The sequence below is a fragment of the Ancylobacter lacus genome, from assembly GCF_018390635.1.
Classification (GTDB): domain Bacteria; phylum Pseudomonadota; class Alphaproteobacteria; order Rhizobiales; family Xanthobacteraceae; genus Ancylobacter; species Ancylobacter lacus.
Map to the genome: position 1 here is coordinate 1 of NZ_JAHBGE010000084.1, position 2,521 is coordinate 2,521.

Below are 2,521 nucleotides of genomic sequence, written 5' to 3' on the forward strand. Positions count from 1 at the left end.
GTGCCGCGGGAGATCGACGAGACCGCGCGGCTGGACGGCTATTCGCTGCCGCGCTTCTTCGTGAAGATCTTCGTGCCGCTGATCGCCTCGGGCATCGGGGTGGCCGCGTTCTTCTGCTTCATGTTCTCGTGGGTCGAGCTGCTGTTCGTGCGAACCCTGACCAACAGCAAGGCGATCTCCGCCATCATGACCCAGACCGTCTCGTCGCAGGGCACCGACTGGGGGCTGCTGGCCGCCGCCGGCGTGCTGACGCTCATCCCCGGTGCGCTCGTCATCTGGTTCGTCCGCAACTACATCGCCAAGGGCTTCGCCCTCGGGCGGGTGTGAGGAGGCGCAACATGGAAACGAGCCTGCTTCCCGAGAGCCTCGCCTGGATGGCCTGGACGCCGGCGACGGCGGCCTTCTTCTGCGGCATCGCGCTGCTGCTGGTGCTCATGACGGCGCTCGCGATCTGGCGGCCGGAGGTGGAGCGGGTGGGCGTGCTGCACATCCCCACCACGCGGGGCGACCGGCTGTTCCTCGCGCTGCTGGGCAGCGCCTTCATCCACCTCGCCTTCCTCGCCTTCTTCGGCACCTCGCCGGTGGCGAGCCTGCCGATCGGGGAGGGCATCGAGGTGTCGCGGCTGTGGATCGCCAGCGCGCTGTCGCTGCTCTACGCCGCCGTGGTGTTCCGCACGGTGTGAGGCGGGGCGTGAAACGGGGTCCGGCAAGGTGCGCACCGGGCGGCCCGAACCAACCAAGCGCACGCGATGTCCCGGGAGGAGACGAGATGCTTGAGATGACGGTCCGGAAGCGACTGATGATCGCGGCGAGCGCGGTTGCGCTGGTTGCGGGTGCGGGCGCGGCGCGCGCGGACGAGGCGGCGGCGAAGAAGTGGATCGACAGCGAGTTCCAGCCCTCGACGCTGTCGAAGGACGAGCAGCTGAAGGAGCTGGAGTGGTTCATCAAGGCGGCGGAGCCGCTGAAGGGGATGGAGATCAACGTCGTCTCCGAGACCCTGACCACCCACGAATATGAATCGAAGGTGCTGGCCAAGGCCTTCACCGAGATCACCGGCATCAAGGTGACCCACGACCTTCTCCAGGAAGGCGACGTGGTGGAGAAGATCCAGACCCAGATGCAGTCGGGCAAGAACATCTATGACGGCTGGGTCAACGATTCCGACCTGATCGGCACCCATTTCCGCTACAAGCAGGCGGTGCCGCTGACCGACTGGATGGCCGGCGAGGGCAAGGACGTCACCTCCCCCACCCTCGACCTGCCCGACTTCATCGGCACCAGCTTCACCACCGCCCCGGACGGCAAGCTCTACCAGCTGCCCGACCAGCAGTTCGCCAACCTCTACTGGTTCCGCTACGACTGGTTCACCAACCCCGACATCAAGGCCAAGTTCAAGGCCAAGTACGGCTACGACCTCGGCGTGCCGGTGAACTGGTCGGCCTATGAGGACATCGCCGACTTCTTCACCAACGACATCAAGGAGATCGACGGCGTCAAGGTCTATGGCAACATGGACTACGGCAAGAAGGACCCCTCGCTGGGCTGGCGCTTCACCGACGCCTGGCTCTCCATGGCCGGCAATGGCGACCGCGGCCTGCCCAACGGCAAGCCCGTCGACGAATGGGGCATCCGCATGGAAGGCTGCCGCCCCACCGGCTCCACCGTCGAGCGCGGCGGCGACACCAACGGCCCCGCCGCCGTCTACTCCATCACCAAGTATATCGAGTGGCTGAAGAAGTACACGCCGCCCCAGGCCCTCGGCATGACCTTCTCCGAGGCCGGCCCGGTCCCCGCCCAGGGCAACATCGCCCAGCAGATGTTCTGGTACACCGCCTTCACCGCCGACATGGTCAAGCCCGGCCTGCCGGTCATGAACGCCGACGGCACCCCCAAGTGGCGCATGGCCCCCAGCCCCAAGGGCGCCTACTGGAAGGACGGCATGAAGCTCGGCTACCAGGACGTCGGCTCCTGGACCCTGCTCAAGTCCACCCCGGTCGAGCGCCGCAAGGCCGCCTGGCTCTACGCCCAGTTCGTCACCTCCAAGACCGTCTCGCTCAAGAAGAGCCAGGTCGGCCTCACCTTCATCCGCGAGAGCGACATCTGGGACAAGAGCTTCACCGAGCGGGCCCCCAAGCTCGGCGGCCTGATCGAGTTCTACCGCTCGCCCGCCCGCGTCCAGTGGTCGCCCACCGGCGTCAACGTCCCGGACTACCCCAAGCTCGCCCAGCTCTGGTGGCAGAACATCGGTGACGCCTCCTCCGGCGCCAAGACCCCGCAGGCCGCCATGGACGCCCTCGCCGAGGCCCAGGAATCCGTCATGGCCCGCATCGAGAAGTCCGGTGTCCAGGGCGACTGCGGTCCCAAGCTCAACGCCAAGCACCCCATGGAGTACTGGGTCGAGCTCGCCAAGAAGGAGGGCAACCTCGCCCCACAGCCCAAGCTCGCCAACGAAAAGCCGAAGGGTGAGACCGTCGACTACGACACCCTCATCAAGTCCTGGCCCGCTACGCCCCCGAAGAAG

The 2,521-nt window shown here is 66.6% G+C and carries 3 protein-coding genes; all 3 read left to right on the plus strand.

The window, feature by feature from the left end:
* A partial coding sequence (locus KHC27_RS20760; RefSeq protein WP_213341859.1) for an ABC transporter permease subunit occupies positions 1-327 on the plus strand: 327 nt, incomplete at its 5' end.
* A gap of 11 nt (positions 328-338) precedes the next feature.
* Positions 339-683, plus strand: a complete 345-nt coding sequence (locus KHC27_RS20765) for a DUF2160 domain-containing protein (RefSeq protein ID WP_213341861.1) — start codon at positions 339-341, stop codon at positions 681-683.
* An 86-nt stretch (positions 684-769) separates the two neighbouring features.
* A partial coding sequence (locus KHC27_RS20770; RefSeq protein WP_213341863.1) for an ABC transporter substrate-binding protein occupies positions 770-2,521 on the plus strand: 1,752 nt, incomplete at its 3' end.

Excerpts from the sequence above, each read along its gene's own strand:
- KHC27_RS20765 (WP_213341861.1), top strand. The coding sequence starts at position 339 with ATGGAAACGAGCCTGCTTCCCGAGAGCCTCGCCTGGATGGCCTGGACG.